Source organism: Lysinibacillus sp. FSL K6-3209 (assembly GCF_037976175.1).
In the GTDB taxonomy this organism is placed as follows: Bacteria; Bacillota; Bacilli; order Bacillales_A; family Planococcaceae; genus Lysinibacillus; species Lysinibacillus sphaericus_D.
In genome coordinates this window covers 3,734,896-3,759,579 of record NZ_CP150264.1, presented here as the reverse complement: position 1 = coordinate 3,759,579, position 24,684 = coordinate 3,734,896, and the positions used below count along the sequence as shown (strand labels likewise).

At 39.1% G+C, this 24,684-nt stretch carries 22 protein-coding genes and 1 other RNA gene; 21 read left to right on the top strand and 2 right to left on the bottom strand.

Features of this window, described 5'->3' with window-relative positions; genetic code table 11:
* Positions 1 to 363: 363 nt before the first annotated feature.
* From MHH88_RS18290 to MHH88_RS18280, 3 genes are all read left to right on the top strand, one after another.
* Complete coding sequence (locus MHH88_RS18290) at positions 364 to 1,158, top strand: basic amino acid ABC transporter substrate-binding protein (protein WP_024363902.1); 795 nt, start codon at positions 364 to 366, stop codon at positions 1,156 to 1,158.
* Between the two features lie 95 nt (positions 1,159 to 1,253).
* Entirely contained in the window at positions 1,254 to 1,958 is a 705-nt protein-coding gene (locus tag MHH88_RS18285; protein WP_024363903.1) for an amino acid ABC transporter permease, read from the top strand.
* Entirely contained in the window at positions 1,955 to 2,677 is a 723-nt protein-coding gene (locus MHH88_RS18280; RefSeq protein ID WP_339259882.1) for an amino acid ABC transporter ATP-binding protein, read from the top strand. The genes MHH88_RS18285 and MHH88_RS18280 overlap by 4 nt, the downstream gene beginning before the upstream one ends.
* Positions 2,678 to 2,726: 49 nt before the next feature.
* Here MHH88_RS18280 and MHH88_RS18275 read toward each other — a convergent pair whose 3' ends face one another.
* Positions 2,727 to 3,341: a spore coat protein gene (locus MHH88_RS18275; protein WP_069514527.1), complete on the bottom strand. Its 615-nt coding sequence runs from the start codon at positions 3,339 to 3,341 to the stop codon at positions 2,727 to 2,729.
* A 157-nt stretch (positions 3,342 to 3,498) separates the two neighbouring features.
* On the opposite strand from MHH88_RS18275, the gene MHH88_RS18270 reads away from it, so the two are divergent.
* From MHH88_RS18270 to ssrA, 18 genes are all read left to right on the top strand, one after another.
* Positions 3,499 to 4,080, top strand: coding sequence for a LemA family protein (locus MHH88_RS18270; RefSeq protein WP_339259879.1), 582 nt, complete (start codon positions 3,499 to 3,501; stop codon positions 4,078 to 4,080).
* A gap of 32 nt (positions 4,081 to 4,112) precedes the next feature.
* A complete protein-coding gene (locus tag MHH88_RS18265) occupies positions 4,113 to 4,838 on the top strand; it encodes a TPM domain-containing protein (RefSeq protein WP_339259877.1) in 726 nt (241 codons plus the stop codon).
* A gap of 234 nt (positions 4,839 to 5,072) precedes the next feature.
* Complete coding sequence (locus tag MHH88_RS18260) at positions 5,073 to 7,349, top strand: S9 family peptidase (RefSeq protein ID WP_339259875.1); 2,277 nt, start codon at positions 5,073 to 5,075, stop codon at positions 7,347 to 7,349.
* A gap of 147 nt (positions 7,350 to 7,496) precedes the next feature.
* On the top strand, positions 7,497 to 7,724 hold the full coding sequence (locus tag MHH88_RS18255) for a glutaredoxin family protein (protein ID WP_339259874.1): 228 nt from the start codon (positions 7,497 to 7,499) through the stop codon (positions 7,722 to 7,724).
* A gap of 366 nt (positions 7,725 to 8,090) precedes the next feature.
* Positions 8,091 to 8,213 carry a hypothetical protein gene (locus MHH88_RS18250; protein ID WP_255313811.1) on the top strand — a complete coding sequence of 41 codons (123 nt, stop codon included), beginning with the start codon at positions 8,091 to 8,093 and terminating at the stop codon, positions 8,211 to 8,213.
* 246 nt (positions 8,214 to 8,459) lie between these two features.
* Positions 8,460 to 9,488 (top strand): sugar-binding domain-containing protein, encoded by a 1,029-nt coding sequence (locus MHH88_RS18245; protein ID WP_339259870.1) that lies wholly within the window; start codon positions 8,460 to 8,462, stop codon positions 9,486 to 9,488.
* Positions 9,489 to 9,525: 37 nt separating this feature from the next.
* Positions 9,526 to 10,542 (top strand): type I glyceraldehyde-3-phosphate dehydrogenase, encoded by a 1,017-nt coding sequence (gene gap, locus MHH88_RS18240; protein WP_339259868.1) that lies wholly within the window; start codon positions 9,526 to 9,528, stop codon positions 10,540 to 10,542.
* 427 nt (positions 10,543 to 10,969) lie between these two features.
* Positions 10,970 to 12,154, top strand: a complete 1,185-nt coding sequence (locus MHH88_RS18235) for a phosphoglycerate kinase (RefSeq protein WP_069514501.1) — start codon at positions 10,970 to 10,972, stop codon at positions 12,152 to 12,154.
* A 54-nt stretch (positions 12,155 to 12,208) separates the two neighbouring features.
* Positions 12,209 to 12,970 (top strand): triose-phosphate isomerase, encoded by a 762-nt coding sequence (tpiA, locus tag MHH88_RS18230; protein ID WP_339259865.1) that lies wholly within the window; start codon positions 12,209 to 12,211, stop codon positions 12,968 to 12,970.
* Positions 12,963 to 14,504: a 2,3-bisphosphoglycerate-independent phosphoglycerate mutase gene (gene gpmI, locus MHH88_RS18225; protein ID WP_339259863.1), complete on the top strand. Its 1,542-nt coding sequence runs from the start codon at positions 12,963 to 12,965 to the stop codon at positions 14,502 to 14,504. Before tpiA ends, gpmI begins: the two co-directional genes overlap by 8 nt.
* Positions 14,505 to 14,506: 2 nt before the next feature.
* The gene (gene eno, locus MHH88_RS18220; protein WP_024363916.1) at positions 14,507 to 15,799 is read left to right on the top strand and encodes a phosphopyruvate hydratase; all 1,293 of its coding nucleotides are present in this window, start codon (positions 14,507 to 14,509) and stop codon (positions 15,797 to 15,799) included.
* 276 nt (positions 15,800 to 16,075) lie between these two features.
* Positions 16,076 to 16,303: a preprotein translocase subunit SecG gene (secG, locus tag MHH88_RS18215; RefSeq protein ID WP_024363917.1), complete on the top strand. Its 228-nt coding sequence runs from the start codon at positions 16,076 to 16,078 to the stop codon at positions 16,301 to 16,303.
* Between the two features lie 204 nt (positions 16,304 to 16,507).
* Positions 16,508 to 17,254, top strand: coding sequence for a carboxylesterase (locus MHH88_RS18210; protein ID WP_339259860.1), 747 nt, complete (start codon positions 16,508 to 16,510; stop codon positions 17,252 to 17,254).
* A gap of 37 nt (positions 17,255 to 17,291) precedes the next feature.
* The gene (gene rnr, locus MHH88_RS18205) at positions 17,292 to 19,742 is read left to right on the top strand and encodes a ribonuclease R (RefSeq protein ID WP_339259858.1); all 2,451 of its coding nucleotides are present in this window, start codon (positions 17,292 to 17,294) and stop codon (positions 19,740 to 19,742) included.
* Positions 19,743 to 19,803: 61 nt separating this feature from the next.
* A complete protein-coding gene (gene smpB / locus MHH88_RS18200) occupies positions 19,804 to 20,271 on the top strand; it encodes an SsrA-binding protein SmpB (protein WP_339259856.1) in 468 nt (155 codons plus the stop codon).
* A gap of 562 nt (positions 20,272 to 20,833) precedes the next feature.
* A complete protein-coding gene (locus MHH88_RS18195) occupies positions 20,834 to 21,373 on the top strand; it encodes an RNA polymerase sigma factor (RefSeq protein WP_339259854.1) in 540 nt (179 codons plus the stop codon).
* Entirely contained in the window at positions 21,354 to 22,718 is a 1,365-nt protein-coding gene (locus MHH88_RS18190; RefSeq protein ID WP_339259852.1) for a hypothetical protein, read from the top strand. The genes MHH88_RS18195 and MHH88_RS18190 overlap by 20 nt, the downstream gene beginning before the upstream one ends.
* Before the next feature lie 242 nt (positions 22,719 to 22,960).
* Positions 22,961 to 23,316, top strand: a transfer-messenger RNA (tmRNA) gene (gene ssrA, locus MHH88_RS18185).
* 145 nt (positions 23,317 to 23,461) lie between these two features.
* Here the strand turns inward: ssrA and MHH88_RS18180 are convergent.
* Positions 23,462 to 24,625 carry a site-specific integrase gene (locus MHH88_RS18180; RefSeq protein ID WP_339259850.1) on the bottom strand — a complete coding sequence of 388 codons (1,164 nt, stop codon included), beginning with the start codon at positions 24,623 to 24,625 and terminating at the stop codon, positions 23,462 to 23,464.
* Between the last annotated feature and the right edge of the window lie 59 nt (positions 24,626 to 24,684).

Here is a 24,684-nt window from a genome sequence, read left to right as displayed (position 1 = left end):
AAAGCAACAACTCCAAAAAGTTTTTTAGTGAACATACCGAACGTGAGGCTAGCACGCTAGCCCAAAAGAAGAATCCTATCTGAGGGGATTCTTTTTTTGTGCTCCAAAATATCTAAAATCTGTATAAAAACAATCTTAAAATTGCATAAGTATACATTTTGCGACAAGCATCTTGTTTTTATTACATAATTTTTCTTTATTATGTTTAGTAAAATTCATTTTTATGAAAAAATAATCACTTTTATACGAAATCGTATTGTATATCAACTCTATTGACACTATAATTGACCTAATAGTCTAACATTTCCGAATTGAGAAAAATGAAGTGATCGGAAAATCATTAAATGTTTAGGGGGAAAAACTATGAAAAAACGTTTTTGGACGTTATTGATGATTGTGGCGGCATTTACGCTTGTGCTAGCGGGCTGCGGTGCTAAAGAAGATACATCTACTGGTGATGCACCGGCTGATGGTGGCGCGAAGGACAAGGTGTATAAGGTAGGAACAGAGGCTACATTTGCACCGTTCGAGTCAATTGACGATAAAGGGAATATTGTGGGATTAGATGTCGATATTTTGCAAGCGATTGCGGATGAAATGGGCTTTAAAGTAGAATGGGAAAACATTGGCTGGGAGCCAGTATTCCAAACAATTAAAAATGGTGAAACACATATCGGTGCTTCTGGTATTACGATCAATGAAGAACGTAAAGCATCATTTGATTTTACAGAACCATATTATGAATCTCAATTATTAATCGTTGTAAAAGAAGATTCTGATATTAAGTCTTTAGCAGATTTAAAAGATAAAAAGATTTCTGTACAAATTAATGCAACGGGTCATATGGCAGCAAAAAAATTACAAGGTGATGCAAGTACAAACATCATGGCATTTGAAAACCAACCTGTTGCTATTCAAGAAATGTTAAACGGTAACGTAGATGCAACAATTGGCGACAATGCAGTTATTTATGAATATATCAAGGCAAATCCAAATGCAAAACTTAAAGTAATTGAAGATGATGCATTTGAAAAAGAATACTATGGCTTTATGGTGAAAAAAGGCAATACGGAGTTATTAAAACTATTAAATGAAGGTCTACAAAAAATTAAAGACAATGGTAAATTAGCAGAAATTACTGGTCAGGACTTTAAGTAATAAACGATGCCGTTAGCCCTAATCATGCTAGCGGCTCATTTGATTTATTAGGGGATTTAATAGTAGAGAATTTGAATGGGAAAGTAGGGGTTCTGATGGACATCTTTGATTTACAATGGGACATAGTTTGGAACTACCGTGATATGTTTATACGTGGTATAGGTATAACAATCATTTTAACACTCAGCGGTTATTTTGGTGGTATTATTTTAGGCTTACTATTAGGTTTAGGAAAACTATCGCAAAATAAATTAATTTACTGGCCATCTAAACTATATGTGGATTTATTCCGTGGAACACCAATGCTTGTGCAAATTTTACTAATTCATTTAGCGGTTATTCCAACAATTTTTGGTCATTCATTAGGTTATATGGTTTCTGGTATTACAGCACTTGTATTAAACTGTGCTGCTTATAATGCAGAAATTTTTCGTGCGGGTATTCAGAGCATTGATAAAGGGCAAATGGAAGCAGCACGTTCACTTGGCCTAACACACAATCAAGCGATGAAAAAAGTAATTTTACCACAAGCTTTTAGACGTATGATTCCACCACTTGGTAACGAATTTATTGCGTTACTAAAAGATTCTTCTCTAGTAACGGTTATTGCAGCACCAGATATTTTATATGCAAGTAAAGTAGTAGCGGGTGCGAGCTTCCGTTTCTGGGAACCGTATATTGTCGCTGCCCTACTATACTTGGTTTTAACATATGTTGTAACAAAGGTAGTCGCATTTATAGAGAAGCGATTTAGCAATAGTTATGTCCCTCGTAAAGCAGAAGGGAGAGAAGCAAGATGATTAAAATTGAAAACCTACACAAATACTTTGGGAAGCTAGAAGTATTGAAGGGTATTGATTACGAAATACAAGAGAAGCAAGTGGTTTGTGTCATTGGTCCTTCAGGGTCAGGGAAAAGTACTTTTTTACGTTGCATCAATATGCTCGAAGAAGTAACGGACGGTGCCATTTATATAGAAGATATCAAGATAAATGCACCAAAAACAAATATTAATACCATCCGAGCAGAAGTCGGGATGGTGTTCCAACAATTTAATTTGTTCCCTCATATGAATGTCATTGATAATGTTACAATGGCGCCAATGCAAATTCGTAAAATGAGTCGTGCGGATGCAGAGCAATTAGGTCATGAGCTTTTGAAAAAGGTCGGTCTTGATAGCAAAGCTTATAGCTATCCAGAACAGCTTTCAGGTGGACAACAACAACGAGTAGCGATTGCTAGAGCGTTAGCGATGAAACCAAAGGCTATATTATTCGATGAACCAACTTCTGCACTTGACCCAGAAATGGTGAAAGAAGTATTAGATGTTATGAAAAATCTAGCATCTGAAGGGATGACAATGATTGTAGTCACACATGAAATGGGCTTTGCGCGAGAAGTGGGCGATCGTGTTGTGTTCATGGATGGTGGTTTTATTGTAGAGGAAGGTACGCCAGAAGAGATTTTTGGTAATCCACAAAATGAGCGAACAAAAGCCTTTTTAGGGAAAGTTCTTTAATATTAGGAAAAACCATTCATCGCATTTCGCAGTGAATGGTTTTTTGTTATTAATGAAGGGGATTTGTAGTAGTAGCGAACGAATCAAGCATTGCACGCATATCTTGTTGCGAGTATTGCGGCACTTGATAATAGCCATGCTTATTTTGGTAAATAGAAAGTTCGTATGCCATTTCGATACAGTTGGGAATACTATCTGCAACAACACGACGCACAACTGGATTTGTTGTTTCTGTCGCTGCTGCCGTTAAACATTTAGCAGACCCTTTATGTGCACCAAGCAAGAAGCCAGAAATGATTTCATCATTGATTTCACTTACATTTTGCATTGGCTTTTTCGGCTGTGAAGGTGTAATGCCGTATTGGAAGTTGTTTCCTGTTTGCATTTCATAACGACCTGTTGGCACAGATGGATCATGCCCTGTTTTAAATGACTCCACAATCGTATTGTACATACCGAGTGTGAAATTATATTGATTGTCCAAAATGCTAAGTAATTCTGGATCTTTTACTTGCGGACGTAAAAGCATGGATTGATTCAGACATGCAATAATTTCGCCAATTGCTTCATGCATGTCCATTACTTCATGTCCACCGTGATTTAGGCTTTGTTGTTGGTTTGATGATGTTACATCATTTGATTCATTATAAAAAGATTGTGACAAAAAAAACGCCTCCTGAATGTATAGTTTGTTGCAGTAATTAGTATGTCTTGTTCGCCATATTTCATACGACATAAATCTGTTTGCATATATTTAGCATAGCGATGTTTTTTTGCAACACATTAGAGGTATAAGAAAAGAAAGTAAGGAGGCTGTAAAATTGAAAAAAGTACTTGGACCTGTCGCAATAATCATCATTATTTTAGGTGTATGCGCTTTATTATTTATTCCAAAATATAATAGCCTTGTGACCGCAGAGGAAAATGTGGATTCGAAATGGGCTCAAGTCGAAAATCAGCTACAACGCCGCTATGATCTAATTCCGAATTTAGTGGAATCGGTCAAAGGATACGCAAAACATGAGCAAGAAGTCATTGCCAGCATAACAGAGGCACGTGCGCAGTTAGGTAATGCACAAACACCAGAGCAACAAGCAATCGCCAATGATGCGTTAAATGGTGCGCTTAGTCGATTGCTGGTAGTAGTAGAAAATTATCCGAATTTAAAAGCAGATGCGAATTTCCGCCAATTAATGGATGAACTTGCAGGCACGGAAAATCGTTTAGCAGTAGCACGAGAAGATTACAATAATGAAGTGCAAGGCTTTAATAAAATAGTAAAACGCTTCCCAGGTAATATAGTAGCAAGTATGTTTGGCTTCGAGCAAAAGGAATACTTTAAGGCAGCAGCTGGGGCTGAAAAAGCGCCGGCAGTAGATTTTAGTGATTCAGGTAAACAATAATGAAGCGTTTGACCGTAATAATTGCTTGTTTCATGTTTTTTGTAATAGTCAACAATGCATATGCCCAGTTCCCAACACCGATGAAAAATACGTACATTCATGATTTCGCCAATGTACTATCAACGCCTGTAAAGGAAGAACTCAATTCTTATTCAGAGCAGTTAGATAAAGGCACTGGTGCTGAAATTATGATTGTAACGGTGGATAGTATTCATGGGCAAGAGGCTAAAATGTATGCCACCCAATTGATTCGTGCTTGGGGCATTGGTGATGCACAGAAAAACAACGGTGTTTTGCTACTGGCTACATTTGGGCAAGGGCAAGGAAAAAATGATGTGGTGATCGCGGTGGGCCAAGGTCTTGAGGGAGCGTTACCAGATGGGAAATTAGGACGGATATTGGATTCTGCTTTTTATCCTTCTGCAAGTAATGGTGAAATTGACCAAGCATTTCAAGCGACGTATACAGCATTGTATCAAACTGTAGCACAAGAATATCATTGGGAAGGTCAAATGCCAACTCAAACAGTAGAGGATGAATCGATGCCCACTTGGATGTTTGTACTAATCGTGATTCTCGTCCTCGTCGTCATTATCTTCTCCAATGGAGGAGGCGGACCACGTTCAAGAGGACGGGGAAGAGGAGGATATCCAGGTGGTTTTGGTGGTGGTTTTGGCAGAGGCGGCTCCGGTAGCGGAGGATTTGGCGGCTTTGGCGGTGGATCATCTGCTGGTGGCGGCGCTAGCCGAAAATGGTGACCGAAAATGGTGACAGGCACCCAAACAATTTTGTCACTAGAACCGCAGTGGATTGACCCGTTTTCGTAATAGAATAATTAACTTGCTAAAAGACTCTTCCATAGAGTCTTTTTAATTTGGATAAAGAGGATAATTAAATAAGTTTTATCATTTATTGACAAAAAAACTAGATTTGTTATAATTTCTTTGTATCGACTAACGATATAACGCACACTGATATAAGGAGGAATCATTTTGAAAAAAAGATTTTTGTCAGCATCTTTAGCGGTCATTTTAACAGCTTCTGTTGTCTATCCTGTTTCCATTCAGGAAGTACGAGCTGCAAATGAAACGAGCAATGTGATTGTTGCACAAGAAGAGCGCCTAACAGCAAAAGAATTTCTTGAATTGGCTGTGACTTCTTTAACATTCCAACATGGGTCAGAGGCAATGCGTCAAGAAATCATGGATAAGTGGGTTAAAGAGGGAGAATTACAAAATTTAAGTACGGCCATTAAACGTGATGAAGTTGCTCGAATTTTAGTAAGAGCTCTTGATAAAGAGGAAAAAGAAGCATCATTAGCAGATTATTTGGAAAAAGCGAATAAGCTAGGCTTATTTAAAGGTATCTCTGAAAATAGTGAAACCATTTCAAAACAAGATGCTACTAAAATCTTTTCAACTTTTAAGACGATCAAAAACGGAACGAATAACGAAGGGGTAAAAGAAATTTCTGTAGAGGATTTTATGAAAAATCCAGGAAACTTCGGTTACCAATTGTCGCCAGATGGTAATTACATTACATTTGCTTCAGCATGGGAATCTCGTTCGAATGTATTTGTAAAGAAAATGAATGACGATAGTGAACCTGTTCGTGTATCAAGTTCAAAAGATCGTGATATTTCAGGATTCTTCTGGAAAGACGATACATTGCTTTATGCCAAAGATAAAGGCGGCGATGAGAACTTCCATATCTATTCATCTTCATTTAATGGGAAAGAAGAAAAAGATTTAACACCTTATCCTGGGGTAACTGTAGGCGTATTAAGTAATTTACAAGGTGTTAAAGATGAAATATTAATTATGATGAACAAAGAAGATGCGAAAGTTTTCGATGTGTACAAGCTTAATGTCAAAACAGGCGAAACAAAACATGTTGCAAAAAATCCTGGGAACGTATCGAATTGGGTAGCGGACCGTGATGGCAATATTCGTATCGCTGTCGTTTCAGATGGTGTAGAAGGTACAATTTTATACCGAGAAACAGAAAAAGATGAATTCAAACCATTTATTGAAATGGCGGCAGGAGATGAAGTAAATCCACTTGCCTTCTCTAAAGATAATAAATATATTTACGCAACTTCAAATAAAGGTCGAGATAAAGTACAAGCAGTGAAATACGATCTTGAAGGTAAAGAAGAAGTGATTATGTCGAACGATGAAGTAGACGTTGCAGGCGTATTATATAATAGTGAAAAAGATAAAATTTTATACGGTGCTTATATGACTGATAAAGCACATTACCAATTCTTTGATGAAGATTTTGAAAAACTATTCCGCAAAATTCAAAACAAACTAGGTGTTGAAGAAAGCGAACTAGGTATCAATGACTACAATAAAGAAATGACTAAGTTTATCGTCAGCGTGTCAAGTGACACTGTGTACGGCAAATATTATTACTATGACTCAACAACAGATGAAATGACAGAACTAGCAACATTAAGTCCTTGGTTAAAGTCAGAAGAACTTGCTGAAATGCATCCAATTTCGTATAAGAGCCGAGATGGACTGACAATTAACGGTTATTTAACATTACCGAAAAACAAAGAAGCAAAAGACTTACCGCTTATCGTAAATCCACACGGCGGTCCATGGGCACGTGATATGTGGGGCTTTAACCCAGAAGTACAGCTTCTTGCAAACCGAGGATATGCTGTGCTACAAGTGAATTTCCGCTCTTCAACTGGATACGGAAAAGAATTTTTACAAGCTGGTAATAAGCAATGGGGTCTAAAAATTCAAGATGATATTACAGATGGCGTGCAATGGGCAATCGATCAAGGCATCGCGGACCCTGAGCGCATCGGTATTTATGGTGCATCATTCGGTGGCTATGCTACATTAGCTGGTATTACAAAGACACCTGATTTATATGCTGCGGCAGTTGACTATGTTGGTGTATCAAATATCTTCACATTGCTTGATACAATCCCACCTTATTGGGAAACAATGCGTAACATGTTCTATGAGCGTGTAGGGCATCCAGAGACAGATAAAGAGCTATTAACAGAAGCTTCTCCTGTCTTCCATGTTGATAAAATTAAAACACCATTATTTGTTGCGCAAGGTGCAAACGATCCACGAGTTAATCAGGCAGAATCTGATCAAATCGTAGAAGCATTGCGTGCTAGAGGTGTGGAAGTAGAGTACATGCTGAAAGAAAATGAAGGGCATGGCTTCCAAAACGAAGAAAACCGCATTGAATTCTATAATGCAATGGTTAAATTCTTCGACAGCCATTTAAAAAAATAACAAACGATGAGACTGTGCAAAAATTACCTTGCACAGTCTTTTTTCATTTAAAATAAAGATAAATAGTTACGCCAAAATCACAAGTAAATCGAAATTGTTTGCGAATTGTTTGCGTGCCTGGCACCATAAAGTAAAGGGGTTGGTAAAATGGACGTGAAATTTTTTAGTCGTTCCCAGTGTGAGCTTTGTGTGGAAGGATTGCGCACATTAAAGCTTGTTCAAGAAGAGTTAGGTTTTACCATTGATATAATCGATATTGAAACCGATGAAGCGATACATGAAAAATATATGCTGATGATACCGGTAGTGGAAAAGGATGGAGAAGTTATACAGTATGGCAATTTAGATTATGTAACATTAATGGAACGTTTGTGACAAATCAAAGAGCCATTACGTGAGAAGAGCATAGATATTTAGCCAACAAAATTATCATTTACTAAATGGAGTAAAATCGAATGAGGTAAAAGGTTATAAATAAAGCGAAAAAATTCGTTATTCTCTAGTCGAGAGAATAACGAATTTTTTATTTTAAACCTGAAAATGCATGTTATTCACAAATTGTTCAATGAAAGCGTTATGAATATGAACAGTTTGTGAAGACCTTCACACAAAGCTTTCTTTTTTAAAAAATAGGAGTAGAATAAGAATCAAGTAAAGGTTGTTATAAAACAGTTTAGAAAAAGTACCGCATTTTTACGTGGTTGTTATATTACAAAAATAAACTTAAAGGGAGATTTGACTATGTGGGTTATTACAGTATTTGAACAAAAGGACGTTCGTATTTTTGAATACACAAACAAAACGGAAGCTACAAAAGCTTTAGCAGGCTTCAAGAAAAACGCAGTATTATCTTTCACTAAATAAGAACCAAGCCATCTCGCAATCATAATGGATGATTGCGAGATTTTTTTTGCCAACAAAACAGACAGCGTGGCATTTTTACTTTCCTAATAATGGGTTTCGCTATGTATAAAGGTTGTACTAGCAACACATACCATTAATTACTTGCTCTTTTTTATAAAGCATATTATAATTAAATTGTAAGTGGGACATTATTTAGTATAGTGGGTTAAAAAACGACCCACTGTAAGTGAAAGGGAGTAGATAGATATGTTAACTGTACCTGAGGCACAGCGAAGACTACTTCCGGAAATGAATCCGCTTCTACAATCGAGATATCGTATTCTACAATCGGTACAGCTGATGCAACCAATTGGCAGACGAACGCTTGCAGAGTCCCTAAAAATGACAGAACGTGAAATCCGTAAAGAAACAGATATTTTACGTGAGCAAGGGTTATTAGATTCCAAAAAGTCGGGTATGGTATGTACGAGTGATGGCGAATTAGTGATTGAACAGCTAAGAGCATTAGTGTATGAATGGTCGGGTCTTACTCAACTAGGCAAAGCGCTCGAACAACAATTAGGGTTGCAACATGTGCTCGTTGTTCCAGGTGATTACAACGATGACGAAACCGTTTTAACATTGCTCGGAAAAGAAGCGGCACAGCAATTTCTTTCGACTATTGCCAATGAGCAAGTAGTAGCTGTTACTGGAGGGAAATCAGTTGCCTCCTTAGCGCAGTTTTTACAACCAGTCGATCATCAGCAAAACATTACATTTGTTGCTGCTCGTGGTGGTATTGGTCATGAAATGCACATGCAGGCCAATACACTTGTTGCTACGTTCGCTATGCAAATGGATGCCCAGCACCGTACATTATTTTTACCAGAGCATTTAAGTGAACAGGCTTATCAAGCCATGTTAACAGAGCCTATGGTAACAGAAATAATGGCTTACTATGACCGTGCTGACTGCGTTATTCATGGCATCGGCTCTGCTGAAGAAATGGCGATTCGTCGTAATACATCCGCCGAAGATTTACGTATTCTCGAAGAAAAAGGTGCTGTTAGTGAAGCATTCGGCTATTATTTTAATGCCGAAGGACAAATTGTGCATCGTATTCGCACGATTGGTATTCAACTTGAACAAGTTGAAAAATGTAAGCATATTATTGCGGTGGCAGCAGGCAAACAAAAGGTGAATGCCATGCTATCTTACTTTAAGGTAGCACCGAAGCAGACGATTTTTATAACTGATGAAGCTGCAGCAAAGGCAATCGCTGAACGTTTACTGTAAAAATAAATCAATGAAAACATTATTGGAGGAATTGACAATGGCATTAAAGTTAGCAATTAATGGATTTGGACGTATTGGTCGTTTAGTATTTCGTGAAGCAATGAAGCATGATGAATTTGAAGTAGTTGCAGTGAATGACTTAACAGATGCTAGTCAGCTTGCACACTTATTAAAATACGATTCTGTACATGGTATCTATGATGCTGATGTAAATGCAGATAAAGATTCTTTCGTCGTGAATGGAAAAACGGTTAAAGTATATGCTGAAAAAGATCCAGCGCAATTGCCTTGGGGCGAGCTTGGTGTAGATGTTGTGCTTGAATGTACAGGTCGATTCCGTTCAATGGAAGATGTAGGGAAGCATATTGAAGCAGGTGCTAAAAAAGCCATTTTATCTGCACCAGCTAAAGGAGATATGCCGACATTCGTAATGGGTGTGAATCATGAGGATTACAATCCAAAAACAGACGATGTCATTTCAAATGCATCTTGTACAACAAACTGTCTTGCACCAGTAGCCAAAATTTTGGATGAAAAATTTGGCATTGAACGCGGTATGATGACAACAATCCATTCTTATACAAACGACCAACGTATCCTGGACTTCCCGCACTCTGATCCGCGTCGTGCGCGTGCAGGGGCAGTGTCAATGATTCCAACAACGACAGGTGCAGCAGTAGCGGTTTCTAAAGTATTACCTCAATTAAAAGGTAAACTAGATGGATTTTCTATGCGTGTTCCAACACCGAATGTATCATGTGTGGATTTAGTGGTAGAACTAAAAGCAGATGTTACAAAAGAGTCTATTAATGCCGCTTTAAAAGAAGCTTCAGAAAATGAGCTAAAAGGTATTTTAGGCTACAATGAACTACCATTAGTATCAATTGATTACAATGGTAATCATCATTCTTCAACAGTAGATGGCCTTTCTACAATGGTTTTAGAAAATAGTATGGTGAAAGTTCTTGCTTGGTACGATAACGAAATTGGTTACTCTACTCGTTTAATGGATCTTGCATTATACATTGCTCAACAAGGGTTAAATCATAAATAAGTGTCATAATTCGCAATTTGAAGTAAAAAGTGTGACATAATACCGCTTTTTACGCAAAAATAGTATAGCCTTTATAATATCGAAAAGATATAATATACAAGGGTAAAAGGAGTAAGGGATGTACCCTTACTCCTTTTTTTAATAAATATATTTAGCGCATGGCTTGTTATAACGTACACAGATATAGGAGATGTTTGATTGGCTTGTGCAAGACATCAAACGGTACTTTTGCTACTATTAAAATTGGTAAAGGTATACTTTCACTTGCTTGGACATTTTGCCATTCGATAAGCAAAGGAATTTTACAAGCATAGTCCAAAAATCTTGTTACCAAAACTGTTATTCGCCAATTCAAAATGTGAATAGCCAAGATGGGTGAAGCACATTTTATTATGTCCGTACTACAAACTTTGAAGGGGGTTTCTTCATGTTAAATAAGAAAACAATGAAAGATATTGATGTAAAAGGTAAGCGCGTCTTCGTACGTGTTGATTTTAATGTACCAATGGCAGATGGGGTCATCACAGACGAAACGCGTATTCGTGCAGCCATTCCTACGATTGACTATTTAGTCGAACAAGGGGCAAAGGTGATTTTAGCATCTCATTTAGGTCGTCCTAAAGGTGAAGTAAAAGAAGATATGCGTTTAACAGCAGTCGGTATTCGCCTAGCTGAAATCATTGGCAAGCCTGTCACTAAATTAGACGAGTCCATCGGTCAAGACGTAGAAGCAACTGTCGCGAACATGCAAAACGGCGATATCGTTCTGCTTGAAAATGTACGCTTCCATGCGGGTGAAGAGAAAAATGATCCTGCATTAGCGGAACAATTTGCTAAAATTGCGGACGTCTATGTGAACGATGCATTCGGTGCTGCTCACCGTGCACATGCATCAACAGAAGGCATTGCTAAGCATGTTCCTGCTGTATCAGGTTTCCTTATGCAAAAGGAATTAGATGTGCTAGGTAAAGCATTATCAAACCCAGAGCGTCCTTTCACAGCCATTATTGGTGGCGCAAAAGTGAAAGATAAAATCGGTGTGATTGAGAGCTTACTTGAAAAGGTCGATCATTTAATTATTGGTGGGGGACTATCATTTACCTTCATTAAAGCGCAAGGTCATGATATCGGTAAATCTTTATTAGAAGAAGATAAAATTGAACTAGCAAAATCTTTCATTGAAAAAGCACAGGCAAAAGGCGTGCAGTTACATATGCCAATTGATGCGGTAGTAGCAAATGAATTTTCGAAAGATGCAGAGACAAAAATTGTCGATGTTGATGCTATTCCTGCTGATTGGATGGGTCTTGATATTGGACCGAAAACAGCTGCGCATTATGCAGAGGTGATTAAAAAATCGAAGTTAATCATTTGGAATGGACCAATGGGCGTATTTGAAATGGAACCATTCGCAAATGGTACGAAAACTGTAGCAGAGGCAATGGCAACAACTGCTGGTTACACGGTAATCGGTGGCGGAGATTCTGCAGCAGCAGTAGAAAAATTCGAAGTAGCTGATAAGATGGATCACATTTCGACAGGTGGCGGTGCTTCACTTGAATTAATGGAAGGCAAAGAGCTTCCTGGCATTGTGGCATTAAACGATAAATAATAGCGTTTATTAAGTAATCTTTTTAGCAAACATAATAGATAGGAGGCATAAACGATGCGTAAACCAATTATTGCAGGTAACTGGAAGATGTATAAAACATTTGAAGAGGCAATACAGTTTGTCGAAGCTGTGCAGGATAAACTACCTTCAAATGACAACGTAGATGCAGTTATTTGCGCACCGGCACTATTCCTACCAACGCTTGTGCAAATTGCTAGTGAAACTGAATTAGCAATTGGCGCACAAACAATGCATTACGAAAATGAAGGGGCGTTTACCGGCGAAATTAGCCCGTCGCAGCTTGCCAGCGTTGCTGTGGACTATGTCATCTTAGGTCACTCTGAACGACGTGAGTATTATAACGAAACAGATGAAGCCATTAACAAAAAGGTGGCTGCAGCACTTTCACATAATATCGTGCCAATTATTTGCTGTGGTGAAACATTGCAAGAACGTGAGGCTGGCACGACAGAGCAAAAGGTAGCTGGTCAAATTACAGCAGCCCTTGCCGGTTTTGCCGCACAGGATGTGGAGCATATGGTACTTGCCTATGAGCCTATCTGGGCAATCGGCACAGGTAAAACAGCAACGGCAGAAGATGCCAACCAAGTATGTGGTGCTATTCGTGCAGTTGTTGAAAAATTATACGATACCGCAACAGCACAGGCTGTTCGTATTCAATACGGCGGTAGCGTAAAGCCTGATAATATTGAAGAACTGTTATCAAAAGAGCATATCGATGGTGCGTTAGTCGGTGGTGCGAGCTTACAAGCCGAATCATATTTAAAATTATTGGAGGCGGCAGCAAATGCCTAAAAAGCCAGTAGCATTAATTATTTTAGATGGTTTTGCATTTCGTGATGAAACATTCGGAAATGCAGTTGCGCAAGCAAAGAAACCAAACTTCGATCGTTTTTGGAATCAGTTTCCACATGCAACATTAACAGCGGCAGGTGAAGCAGTAGGGTTGCCAGACGGTCAAATGGGGAACTCTGAAGTAGGGCACTTAAATATTGGTGCCGGTCGTATCGTCTATCAAAGCTTAACACGTTTAAATAAGTCGATTCGTGAAGGAGACTTCTTTAAAAACCAAGCATTTTTAGATGCTGTAGCGCATGTAAAAGCACATAGGTCGAAGCTACATGTAATGGGTTTACTATCAGATGGTGGCGTTCACAGCCATTATGAGCATATGTTTGCGCTGTTAAAGCTAGCGAAGGAACAAGGCGTAGATGAAGTATTTGTACATGCATTTTTAGATGGTCGTGATGTAGGTCCAACGACAGCAATCAACTATATTGAAGAAACTGAAAAACAAATGGCTTCTATTGGCATTGGTAAATTCGCTTCGATTCATGGTCGCTATTATGCGATGGACCGTGACAAGCGTTGGGATCGTGTAGCATTGACGTACAATGTGCTGGTGGATGGTGTAGGACAAACAGCGGACAGTGCAATTGCTGGTGTGAAGGAGTCCTATGAGCGTGAAGTAACAGATGAATTTGTTATTCCATTTAGTGTGCAAGAACATGGTGAAGCAGTTGCGACAATTGCAGATAATGATGCGGTTATTTTCTTTAATTTCCGACCTGACCGCGCGATTCAATTATCAAAAGTATTTACAAATCCAACATTTGACGGTTTTGCGCTGTCAGCAAAACACCCGCAAAATGTAAAATTCGTATCGTTCACTCATTATAGTGATGAAGTGAATGCGCAAGTTGCTTTTGAAAATGACAACTTAAAAAATACGATTGGTGAAGTGTTAGCCTCTAATGGGAAAACACAGCTTCGTATTGCAGAAACAGAAAAGTATCCACATGTTACATTCTTTATGAGTGGTGGTCGTGAGGAGAAATTCGCTGGTGAAGAACGTATTTTAATTGCTTCTCCAAAGGTCGCAACATACGATTTAAAACCTGAAATGAGTGCATACGAAGTAACAGAAGCATTGCTTGCAGAGATTGCAGCCGATAAATTTGATGGCATCCTTCTAAACTTTGCCAACCCCGATATGGTGGGACATAGTGGCATGTTAGAGCCAACAATCAAAGCAATTGAAGCAGTGGATGAATGTCTTGGGAAAGTAGTAGATGCTCTGCTGGCAAAAGGCGGTGCAGCTATTATTACAGCTGACCACGGTAACTCTGACGAGGTTGTTACGTTAGAAGGGGAACCGATGACAGCTCATACAACAAATCCTGTTCCAGTAATTGTGACAAAACCAAATTTAATGTTAAGAAATGGTGGCATTTTAGCCGATTTGGCGCCAACCATGTTAGAATTATTAGAGGTGTCACAACCTATTGAAATGACAGGGAAATCATTAATCGAAAAAGAGGAGAATTAGTTATGCCATTTATTACACAAGTTTATGCGCGCGAAGTTTTAGACTCACGTGGGAACCCAACAGTAGAAGTTGAAGTATTTACAGAATCAGGTGCTTTCGGTCGCGCAATCGTGCCATCAGGTGCCTCTACAGGTGAATACGAAGCGGTAGAATTACGCGATGGTGACAAATCACGTTACCTAGGCAAAGGTGTATTAAAAGCTGTCGAAAATGTCAACACAATTATTGCACAAGAATTAGAAGGTAATTTCTCAGTTCTTGACCAAGTAGTAATTGACAAAGCTTTAATCGAGCTAGATGGCACAGAAAACAAAGGTAAACTAGGTGCGAACGCAATCCTAGGTGTATCAATGGCAGTTGCACATGCTGCAGCAGATTATTTAGATGTACCTCTTTATCAATATCTTGGCGGTTTCAACTCAAAACAATTACCAGTACCAATGATGAACATCTTAAATGGTGGTGCGCATGCGGATAACAACGTAGACATCCAAGAATTCATGGTAATGCCAGTAGGCGCAGAAAACTTCCGTCATGCATTACGTATGGGTGCTGAAATTTTCCACAGCTTAAAAGCAGTATTAAAAGACAAAGGCTACAACACAGCTGTAGGTGATGAAGGTGGTTTCGCACCGAACCTTGGTTCGAACGAAGAAGCAATCACTGTAATCCTTGAAGCTATCGAAAAAGCTGGCTACAAAGCTGGTGAAGAAGTGAAATTAGCAATGGACGTTGCTTCTTCTGAATTATTTAATAAAGAAGACGGCAAATACCATTTAGATGGTGAAGGTGTTGTCAAAACATCTGAAGAAATGGTGGACTGGTATGAACAGTTAACGGCTAAATACCCAATCATCTCAATCGAAGACGGCTTAGATGAAAACGACTGGGCTGGTCATAAATTATTAACAGATCGCATTGGCGCTCGCGTTCAATTAGTAGGAGACGATTTATTCGTCACAAATACGAAAAAATTAGCTGCTGGTATTGAGCAAGGCGTTGGTAACTCAATTTTAATCAAAGTAAACCAAATCGGTACATTAACAGAAACATTCGAAGCAATCGAAATGGCGAAACGCGCTGGTTACACAGCTGTTATCTCTCACCGTTCTGGTGAATCTGAAGATGCGACAATCGCTGATATCGCAGTTGCGACAAATGCTGGTCAAATCAAAACAGGTGCGCCATCTCGTACAGACCGTGTTGCGAAATATAACCAACTTCTTCGCATCGAAGATCAACTTGGTGCAACATCAGAATACCTTGGTTTAAACTCTTTCTATAACTTAAAATAAGGTGAATCGCTAGTACTAGCCGTTCCTTTATGAAAATGAAAATTGCCTCGAAAGCATGAATGTGCTTTTAGAGGCAATTTTTTTTAGGCGAGTGCTAAAATTGTGTGACTTTCACTGACATGCATTCTCGCAGGAGTTTACATAGAGATTTTTTAGTATTATAAAATTCTGAATTGTTTCGGTGCCTGTCACCCTATATTCTGTGTTTGTCATGAGAACCTTTATTTGTTATAATATAGTATGTTGTGATGTTTCAAAGTTCGGGAGGTGCAGTGTATGCATACAGCAGTATTAGTAGCTTTAATTATCGTATCATTAGCATTGATTGTCGTAGTCTTATTACAATCTAGTAAAAGTGCAGGCTTGTCAGGTGCCATCTCGGGTGGAGCTGAACAACTATTCGGCAAGCAAAAAGCACGTGGTATGGATTTAATTCTTCACCGTACAACAATTGTATTATCTATTTTATTCTTTATTTTAGCAGTTGCGATTGCAAAACTATAATAGTTGAAGATATGCCGCCTAACCTCGAATGGTTGGGCGTTTTCTTTTATCTTTTAGTTCAAAGCGTAATGTTGATATTATGTACATAGACAAACGAAGATAAATAGGTATGAATTATACTAAATATGCACTAAAATAAGCCAATGTATCATGGATATGGCTATAATAGAGTGTAGATGTTTTACAGTGAAGGAGAACTTGCAAATGAATAAATCATTATCACAGCCATTTTTCTTTCAAGCAGGCCCTCGTGCTGTGTTATTATTACACGGCTTTACAGGTAGCTCGGCAGATGTGCGTATGCTTGGTAGATTTTTAGAGAAAAAAGGGTATACTACATTAGCGCCGCATTATAAAGGCCACGGTGTGCAACCTGAAGAACTCATCACAACAGGTCCAACTGATTGGTGGCAAGATGTCAAAGCGGCCTACCAACAATTACAAGATGCTGGCTATCAAGAAATTGCGGTGGCAGGCTTATCACTTGGCGGTGTGATGGCTTTAAATGTAGCGCTCAACAATCCTGTACAAGGTATCGTGACAATGTGTGCACCAATGACCATGCGAACAACAGATATAATGTTCGAAGGCGTCTTAAAATATGCAAAAGACTATAAAAAATTTGAAGGTAAAACTGAAGCGGAAATTGATGCAGAAGTGGCGTTAATTGCTGACAAAGGGATGCCATCATTACAAGAACTTCGTGAGTTTATTGCGCAGACTCGAAAAGAAATTGATATGATTTATGCCCCTATATTTGTCGTACAAGCGACAAATGATGAGGTTATAGAGACAGAATCTGCCAACATTATATATAATCAAACTGAATCACTAGAAAAGTATATCAAGTGGTATGAAAACTCAAAACATGTCATTACATTAGATCAAGAAAAAGATCAACTACATGAAGATATTTATCGTTTTTTAGAAGGGCTAAATTGGGCACACTAAAAATGAATAAGGATTTTTATATGAGGGAGGGAATAGTATGACAGACAAAAAAGATTCACTACAAAGTCGTTTACTCGATTTTTTCGGTGAAGAAGAATATAAACCGTTAACCGTTGGAGAAATTGAAGACGAATTCGGCTTTGAAGATGCAGAAGAATTTAAGGAGCTTGTCAAAACACTTGTGCGAATGGAAGGGCAAGGCTTAGTTGTTCGCTCACGCTCCAATCGCTATGGCTTACCGGAGCGTATGAATTTACTCCGTGGTAAATTTATCGGTCATGCAAAAGGATTTGGCTTTGTGACACCGGATATTGAAGGGATGGATGATGTTTTCATTCCACCGCACGAAGTAAATGGTGCCATCAATGGCGACACGGTCCTAATTCGCGTATTAAAGGAATCCTTTGGCGATCGCCGTGAAGGCACTGTGACAAAGGTTGTGGAACGCGGACAAACAACATTTGTAGGCACATTCCAAGCAAATAGAGGCTTTGGCTTCGTCGTATTGGACGATAAAAAACTACCAATGGACATCTTTATCGCAAAAGGCGATACATTAGGTGCGGTTGATGGTCACAAAGTTGTCGTGGAAATTGCCACATGGCCAGAAGATTTAAAATCAGCAACAGGTTATATTACAAAAATTTTAGGGCATAAAAATGACCCAGGTGTCGATATTTTATCGATTCTGTATAAACATGACATTCCACCAGAGTTTCCGGAAGAAGTCATCGCAGCTGCACAACGTGTGCCAGATGAAATTTCACCAGCCGATTTAGAAGGTCGTCGTGATTTACGCCATGAAACCATCGTTACAATTGATGGTGCAGATGCAAAAGATTTAGATGATGCGGTAACAGTGACAAAAAATGTAGACGGTACTTACAAGCTTGGCGTACATATTGCAGATGTCAGCTACTATGTAACACAAGGCTCTGTAATTGATATTGAAGCATATGACCGAGCGACAAGTGTCTATTTAACAGACCGCGTTATCCCAATGATTCCACATCGACTGTCAAATGGTATTTGTTCATTAAATCCACAAGTAGACCGACTAACGCTATCATGTGAAATGATTATTGATGGCAATGGGAATGTGATTGCGCATGAAATTTTCCAAAGTGTCATTAATACGACAGAGCGTATGACGTACAAAGATGTTTATAAAATTCTAGAAGAACAAGATGAAGCATTAATTGCTCGCTATGAGCCACTTGTACCGATGTTTAAAAACATGGCAGAGCTATCGAAAATCTTACGTCGCAAACGTGAACTACGTGGTGCTATTGACTTTGACTTTAAAGAGTCGAAAGTAATCGTCGATGAAGATGGCTGGCCAGTCGATATTGAACTACGTGAACGAACAGTTGCAGAGAAGTTAATTGAAGATTTCATGCTTGCTGCCAACGAAACAGTGGCAGAACATTTCCACTGGATGAATGTACCGTTCCTATACCGTATTCACGAAGATCCAAAGCCAGAAAAACTACAACGCTTCTTTGAATTCGTCACGAACTTCGGTATTTTAATTAAAGGTACAGGCAATACAGTGCATCCAAAAGCATTGCAAGATGTGTTAACAGCCATTGAAGGCATGCCAGAGGAGCCAGTTATTTCGACGATGTTACTACGCTCGATGCAACAAGCGAAGTACTATCCAGAAAGCATTGGTCACTTCGGTTTATCGACAGATTTCTATACCCATTTCACATCACCAATTCGTCGTTATCCTGACTTAGTTGTCCACCGTTTAATTCGCACGTACTTAATTAATAAAGATACGTCGAAAGAAACGCTTGCACAATGGGCAATGGCAATGGATGAAATTGCCGACCACACATCTGAACGCGAACGTCGTGCAGTTGATGCAGAACGCGATACAGACTCGCTGAAAAAAGCACAATATATGTCTGATAAAATCGGTGAAGAATTCGAAGGTATTGTGTCTTCTGTTACAAACTTCGGTATCTTTATCGAGCTACCAAACACGATTGAAGGACTTGTGCATATTAGCAACATGACCGACGATTACTATCGCTTCGATGATCGCCAAATGATGATGATTGGTGAACGTACAAACCGCCAATTCCGCATCGGTGATGAAGTCAAAGTACGTGTTGCAAACGTCATTATCGAGGAGTCATCAATTGACTTTGAAATCGTAGGAATGGTAACTTCTTATGGAAGAACAAGAAAAGCAGCTCCTACTGTTATTCATGCACGTAAAAACTATAGCGACAACAAAGATGGGCGCAGTAGCCGTAGCAATCGTTCAGGCGGTGGCAGAGGTCGCCGTGACGAGGAGAAACAAAGCCGTGGCGACTCATCAAAACGCAGAGAACGCGGTGACAGCAGCGATCGCGATCCACGTGGCCGACGCAAAGATAGCTCAAGCCCTGGCCCGAAAAAAGGCGTAAAACAAAAACAAAAGTTCTACGAAGGCATCGCCAAAAAAGGCAAAAAGAAAAAAACAAAACGTAAATAATGAAAAAATCCAGCGTGAGCAGGCTAAGCCCTGCTCAACCTTTGAATAGAGGGTGAACTAAATGGCAAAAGGTACTGGGAAAGTATTAGCACAAAACAAAAAAGCGGGACATGACTACTTTATTGAAGACACAATTGAAGCGGGCATGGTACTAACAGGCACAGAAATTAAAGCTATTCGTGCAGGCAAAGTCCAATTGCGCGACTCATACGTTCGAATTGCAAACGGCGAAGCATGGATTAGCAACATGCACGTTAGCCCATTCGACCAAGGGAACCGTTTCAACCACGACCCATTACGCGCCCGTAAATTGCTACTACATAAAAAGCAAATCGGCGAACTAGTCGGCGCAGTCAAACGCGACGGTTACACCATCATCCCTTTAAAAATGTACATTAAAGACGGCTATGCCAAACTGCTAATCGGCGTCGGCAAAGGGAAAAAAGACTACGATAAACGCGACGACATGCGCAAAAAAGAAGCAAAACGCGAAATGGAACGCACCTTCAAAGCAAAAAATCAATACTAATAGATTAAGAGGAAGGCTCACCACTTGTTGTGGTGAGCTTTTTTCAATGATGTTCGCGGGTATTTAAGCGGGTGAGGTGGTTTACCCGCGGAATTGTGGGAAATACCCGCGAAGAGAGGAGGTTTATCCGCGAAACGAGGGAGAATACCCGCGAAAAGAGGTGGTTTACCCGCGGAATAAAGAGAAATACCCGCGAAGAGATGTGATTTACCCGCGGAATAAAGGAAAATATCCCGAAGAGAGGAGGTTTATCCGCGAAACGAGGGAGAATACCCGCGAAGTAAGATTGTTTACCCGCGGAATAAAGAGAAATACCCGCGAAGAGATGTGATTTACCCGCGGAATAAAGGAAAATACCCCGAAGAGAGGAGGTTTATCCGCGAAACGAGGGAGAATACCCGCGAAGTAAGATTGTTTACCCGCGGAACAAAGAGAAATACCCGCGAAGAGATGTGATTTACCCGCGGAACAAAAGAATCCCACCTAAAGAACAAAAAAATTTTCCATTTACTTGAGATTTTTTAAAAGTTTTTACGTTGTTAAAGTAAGGAGGTGGGGTCTCATGGATATGCAGCTGATACAAAAAATCATTGCCGGGGATCAACAAGCTTTTCGCATCATTGTTGATACATATAAGCAGCCACTTGTCAGCTATTTAACATATCAAACGAATGACGAGGAATTGGCGAAAGATATTGCACAAGAGTCATTTATTAAATGCTATGAAAACTTACTTCATTTTAAAGGTGGCTCTTTTAAGGCTTGGCTTTTTCGCATCGCGATTAATCAACTGATTGATTTTAAAAGAAAGCATAAGGAAGATGCAACACCACTTGAGGAAACACCCTCATTAGAAACACCTGAAGTATTAATAATCAAAAAAGAACAGAACGCGTTACTTCAGCAATGGCTTGCAACATTGGAACACAAAACGTACCAAGTTTTCGTCCTCAAGTATGCCAGTAATTGCTCTTACGAAGAAATCGCTGAGACACTTAATATTCCAATATCCGAAGTACGAAACCGACTGCATAGAACAAAGAAACGGCTAAGAAACGCTATGTTGAAGGGAGAGATTAATAATGAACTGCTTATCAACTGAAGAAATGCACGATTTTATCGATGGACGAATAGAAGATAACAAAATGATGCAAATAGACAAGCATATTCAATCATGCGCAACCTGCTCTGCATTATTGGATGAACAACTTGCAACCGAACAGCTAATAAGCTCCCTGTTTCCTCCAGTACATGTTGACGATTCATTTACAAATCAAGTGATGAATCAATTACCAAAGAAAAAGACTTCACTTACAAAAAAGCGAGACTGGCGAGCAACTTTTGTAGCAGTCGCATTCGTCACAGCGGCATTATTATTTCTAGTATTCTCGACTATGCAGCAGGAGCCAACAACTAGTTCTACACCCATTACGATAAAAGTAAAAGACGTTAAGCTCACAGACGCTTACATTACAGTGACTCTAGCTACATCTGGCTACAATGGTGATGAAAATTTCTTCAATGAAGCAACCGTGGGGGATGTAGCACTCGTACTACCAAGCGGAAAAAGTGAAATAGCTAGTTATACTGCAGAGCAATCAATGAATGAGATTAAATTTGAGTTCCCCTTATTTAATGTGACACATGATAAATTTAAACTTCTTTTTAACTATCAACACATTTATGACGTAGATGGTCAGTGGACGTTTGAAGTACCGATTGATCGCAAGGAATTGTTAGCTCAAACAGAGACTGTCACGCTACGTTCTGCGTTTGAAAAAGACGGCGTTGACGTAAACTTTATCCGTGCACAACATGGACCACAAAACTCTCTCTTCAAATTTGAAACAAAATTTACGGAGGACATGGCAACATTTGTAGAGCAACAAGTTGAAAAGTTTACATCTGATTTACCGCTAGCAGAAAAAGAAGCTTATGCAGGCTATAATGCACAAATATTATATGACGTTATTGACGCTGATGGACAAAAATTACAACGCTCGATGCCTGAAGATAACGTCAATATTCAAAATGATCGTTACGCTCATACGGAAACAATTAGTGCCTATCCAAGTGTAAAAGAAGGCGGCTATATAGCTGTTACTGGAGCCAAGTTTGAGTTGCCGACGAATGTCCGACATCCGCTAACTTTGGACCAATTACCTTACTCCTTTACTTATAAAGATACAGTATATGAAGTAAAGCTCTTAACCAACCAACGTCTTGAAATTTCGTCAGACGCAAAGGCAACGACGATTAACGACTGGCATATTACAGTGAATAATAAACCAGCATGGGATACATCCCGTGTCCGAAAAGATAAAGAAAAACAGTATACAACAATCACATTCGATAAGGGGATTCAACTAGATTCGTTTATCCTTTACGGTCAAACAGAATTACAATATGTTTACTTTGATGAACCAGTTCGTGTGGATATACGATAACCTAAACACCTTTTGATTAATAACTTTCAAAAGGTGTTTTTCATTTGCTATGCTTTTTTGGCATTGAAAGGGGACCTATCAATCTGTAAATAAGGTACTATACTTGAAGTAAAGCTTGGTTTGTTTTATAATATGAATTGTTAATGCCAGATGTATTGAAGCGTAGTACTACTCTTCAACCGTACTAGAAGCAATTCTAGCTCTTTGTTTGATCGACGCCACGTGCCTCGCATCATATTCAAGGGGACGTTACGGATTCGACAGGGATGGTTCAAGCTTTAGTCGCGCGTCGGAGGTCTCGGCTCCGTCATCAACGGAAGTTATATAATAACTGGCAAACAACAAAACTTAGCTTTCGCAGCGTAAGCTCGTAAGCGCTCTGCCTCTCTATCGCCCATGTAGAGTACGTAGGGCCCAACTTTAGTGGGATACGGTCGATGGTGCCACCTGAGTCACCGGCAAGAGATTTCCAGGTTAGCGTACAGGACGCCTGTTTGTCGGCATAATGCTACGCGAATCGCAAATGGACAAACTACACGCGTAGAAGCTGAAGTATTGGAGTCTTTGGACGCGGGTTCGACTCCCGCCGTCTCCATACAGTGAAATTTACTGAATTTCATGGAGTGTCATAAATGTTGATATATCAACGTTTATGGCGCTTTTTTATTGCCTTTGAGTTGTACTGAATAGGATTGAATCCTTATTAAAAACCTTATTAACCTTTGTTAAACCTTTGTTAGAAATTAATCGGATTCATTGTTTAAAAAGGCTGTAAATTTATTAATAGTACCTTCTTTCGTTTTTCGCGTAACATGGGCATAAATTTCTAATGTTGTTTTCACATCGTTATGGCCTAAACGATACTGAACTTCTTTAATCGAGGCACCCGCTTCGAATAACAACGAGCAATGTGTGTGACGTAGTCCGTGTGTCGTAATATGCACCAAACTGTGTTTTACAAGGAAGTCTGAAAGCCATTGTACAGTTTTATTAGGGTCTTGAAGAACGTTGTAAATATTAGAGAACACTAATTGTAGCTTCTTATTAGTGTTAATCCCTTTCTCAGCAAAAATCTTTTCTTGCTCACTTCGCCATAATTTTAAAATCTCAATGGTTTCTTCATCAATTTTGATTGTTCGAGGTTTACCATTTTTTGTTGGTCCAAGATAAAGTCCTTTCTCGCCACGTTTCACTGCTTTAGTAATTCGAACATCAAAAGTATCAAAGTCGATATCCTTCCATTTTAAAGCGAAAATTTCCCCTTTACGCATTCCAGAGAAAGCGAGCAAACGAAAAACAGCTCGCTTTTTAATATTAGGGTCTTCTTGTAAAAGGGTTAAGAACTGTACAAGCTCCTCACGCGAATAAAAATTTTCAAACTCTTCATCGTCCTCATCAATTGAAATTTTTGCTTTGATAATAGGCATTTCGATTAATTCAAAAGGGTTATTATCAATGATGCCATGTTTCATAGCGTACTTCATAACAAGAGCTGCATAGTTCTTCACCATTTTGAAGCGCTTTAGTTTTTTGGCCCATTGGTTTACATGCTTTTGGCAGATTGCGGCATCAATATTAGCAATTCGATATGATCCGAAGGAAGTTAAAATGTGATTGCTGAAAATACGTTTAGTTTTTAATAGGGTGCTATCCTCTACTGTATTTTCATATTGTTCTAACCATAATTCATAGACCTCTTGATACGTGTCTTTAGAAACTTTTCCAAAAGTACCATTTTTAATTTCTTGTTGCAACTCATAATAAGCCTCTTTAGATTCTTTCTTTGTTTTAAAGCCGCTACGAGTAGTTGTTTTTTCCTTGCCTGTTAATGGATCTGTGCCAATATAAATGTGGAATTTATATCGGATTTCATTAGTTTTTAGTTTGTAACTTTTAATATTAACCATATGTTCCTCCTGTTTCGTGCTTACGGAGACAAAGAGGTTGTAGTAACTAGTACTACAGT